Annotated in this window: 1 rRNA gene; it reads right to left on the bottom strand. The window is 55.7% G+C overall.

Annotated features, from left to right (window positions below):
* Position 1: 1 nt before the first annotated feature.
* A 23S ribosomal RNA gene (locus tag ABD250_RS17985) occupies positions 2-3098 on the bottom strand.
* Positions 3099-3118: the final 20 nt, after the last annotated feature.

Here is a 3118-nt window from a genome sequence, read left to right on the forward strand (position 1 = left end):
TGTGTGTAAGCCCTCGGCCGATTAGTACCGGTCACCTCCACGCATTGCTGCGCTTCCAGTTCCGGCCTATCAACCCCATGGTCTGTGGGGGGCCTTAACCACGCAAGGTGGTGAGAAACCTCATCTTGGAACAGGCTTCCCGCTTAGATGCTTTCAGCGGTTATCCCTTCCGAACGTAGCTAACCAGCGATGCTCCTGGTGGAACAACTGGCACACCAGAGGTTCGTCCGTCCCGGTCCTCTCGTACTAGGGACAGCTTTCCTCAAGTTTCTTACGCGCGCGGCGGATAGAGACCGAACTGTCTCACGACGTTCTAAACCCAGCTCGCGTGCCGCTTTAATGGGCGAACAGCCCAACCCTTGGGACCTACTCCAGCCCCAGGATGCGACGAGCCGACATCGAGGTGCCAAACCATCCCGTCGATATGGACTCTTGGGGAAGATCAGCCTGTTATCCCCGGGGTACCTTTTATCCGTTGAGCGACACCGCTTCCACTTGCCGGTGCCGGATCACTAGTCCCGACTTTCGTCCCTGCTCGACGTGTCAGTCTCACAGTCAAGCTCCCTTGTGCACTTGCACTCAACACCTGATTGCCATCCAGGCTGAGGGAACCTTTGGGCGCCTCCGTTACTCTTTAGGAGGCAACCGCCCCAGTTAAACTACCCACCAGGCACTGTCCCTAACCCAGATCATGGGCCGAGGTTAGACGTCCAATACGATCAGAGTGGTATTTCAACAACGACTCCACACACACTGGCGTGCATGCTTCACAGTCTCCCACCTATCCTACACAAACCGAATCGAACGCCAATACCAAGCTATAGTAAAGGTCCCGGGGTCTTTTCGTCCTGCCGCGCGTAACGAGCATCTTTACTCGTAGTGCAATTTCGCCGAGTCTGTGGTCGAGACAGCAGAGAAGTCGTTACGCCATTCGTGCAGGTCGGAACTTACCCGACAAGGAATTTCGCTACCTTAGGATGGTTATAGTTACCACCGCCGTTTACTGGGGCTTAAATTCTCAGCTTCGCCTTGCGGCTAACCGGTCCTCTTAACCTTCCAGCACCGGGCAGGCGTCAGTCCGTATACATCGACTTACGTCTTCGCACGGACCTGTGTTTTTAGTAAACAGTCGCTTCTCTCTGGTCTCTGCGACCACACCCAGCTCCCACCGTGAAGATGTTCACCGGGCATGGCCCCCCTTCTCCCGAAGTTACGGGGGTATTTTGCCGAGTTCCTTAACCACAGTTCTCTCGATCGCCTTGGTATTCTCTACCTGATCACCTGTGTCGGTTTGGGGTACGGGCCGTGTATGAACTCACTAGAGGCTTTTCTCGGCAGCATAGGATCACTGAATTCCCCACAACGGGTATGCATCAAGTCTCAGCCTTAATGTGACACGGATTTGCCTATGTCACGGCCTACACTCTTACACCAGTACAACCACTGACTGGCCCAGCTACCTTCCTGCGTCACCCCATCGCTTGGCTACTACCAGATCAGGTCCCGCGCATCCAGACCACGTCATCCCGAAGGATGCTCTAGGCCATTCAGGGCGGTTAGTATCACTGATTCACCATGGGCGCGCACACACGGGTACGGGAATATCAACCCGTTGTCCATCGACTACGCCTGTCGGCCTCGCCTTAGGTCCCGACTCACCCTGGGCAGATTAGCTTGACCCAGGAACCCTTGATCATTCGGCGGACGAGTTTCTCACTCGTCATTCGCTACTCATGCCTGCATTCTCACTCGTGTGGCCTCCACGCCTGGATCACTCCGACGCTTCTATGGCCACACGACGCTCCCCTACCCACCCACACACCTGCCCGGAGGAGGTTATTGTGTGAGTGCCGCGGCTTCGGCGGTGTACTTGAGCCCCGCTAAATTGTCGGCGCAGGACCACTTGACCAGTGAGCTATTACGCACTCTTTCAAGGGTGGCTGCTTCTAAGCCAACCTCCTGGCTGTCTCAGCGATCCCACATCCTTTTCCACTTAGTACACGCTTAGGGGCCTTAGCCGGCGATCTGGGCTGTTTCCCTCTCGACTATGAAGCTTATCCCCCACAGTCTCACTGCCGCACTCTCACACCTCGGCATTCGGAGTTTGGCTGACGTCAGTAACCTTGTAGGGCCCATCGGCCATCCAGTAGCTCTACCTCCGAGGTGAAACATGCGACGCTGCACCTAAATGCATTTCGGGGAGAACCAGCTATCACGGAGTTTGATTGGCCTTTCACCCCTACCCACAACTCATCCCCTCAGTTTTCAACCTAAGTGGGTTCGCGCCTCCACGACGTCTTACCGTCGCTTCACACTGGCCATGGGTAGATCACTCCGCTTCGGGTCTAGAGCATGCCACTATACTCGCCCTATTAGGACTCGCTTTCGCTACGGCTTCCCCACACGGGTTAACCTCGCGACATACCACTAACTCGCAGGCTCATTCTTCAAAAGGCACGCCATCAGCCCGAAAGCCTCTGACGGATTGTAAGCACACGGTTTCAGGTACTATTTCACTCCCCTCCCGGGGTACTTTTCACCATTCCCTCACGGTACTAATCCGCTATCGGTCACCAAGGAGTATTTAGGCTTACCGGGTGGTCCCGGCAGATTCACAGCAGATTTCACGGGCCCGCTGCTACTTGGGAACACAAATCGCCCAGCCACAAAGTTTTCAGGTACGGGACTCTCACCCTCTACGGCCGACCCTTCCAAGTCGTTCCCCTAACCCGCGGACTATCAAGCGCCTGATCCGGCAGAACCAGGACATCATGCCCCACAACACCACACACGCAACCCCTGCCGGGTATCACACGCATGCGGTTTAGCCTCTTCCGCGTTCGCTCGCCGCTACTGACGGAATCACTGTTGTTTTCTCTTCCTGCGGGTACTGAGATGTTTCACTTCCCCGCGTTCCCTCCACACACCCTATGTATTCAGATGTGGGTAACACGCCATCACGCGCGCTGGGTTCCCCCATTCGGACACCCTCGGATCACAGCTCGGTTGGCAGCTCCCCGAGGCTTATCGCAGCCTCCTACGTCCTTCATCGGCTCTTGGTGCCAAGGCATCCACCGTGTGCTCTTACACACTTACATTCACAAACAATTAAAGATGC

Source organism: Dietzia cercidiphylli, from assembly GCF_039531545.1.
Lineage (GTDB): Bacteria > Actinomycetota > Actinomycetes > Mycobacteriales > Mycobacteriaceae > Dietzia > Dietzia natronolimnaea.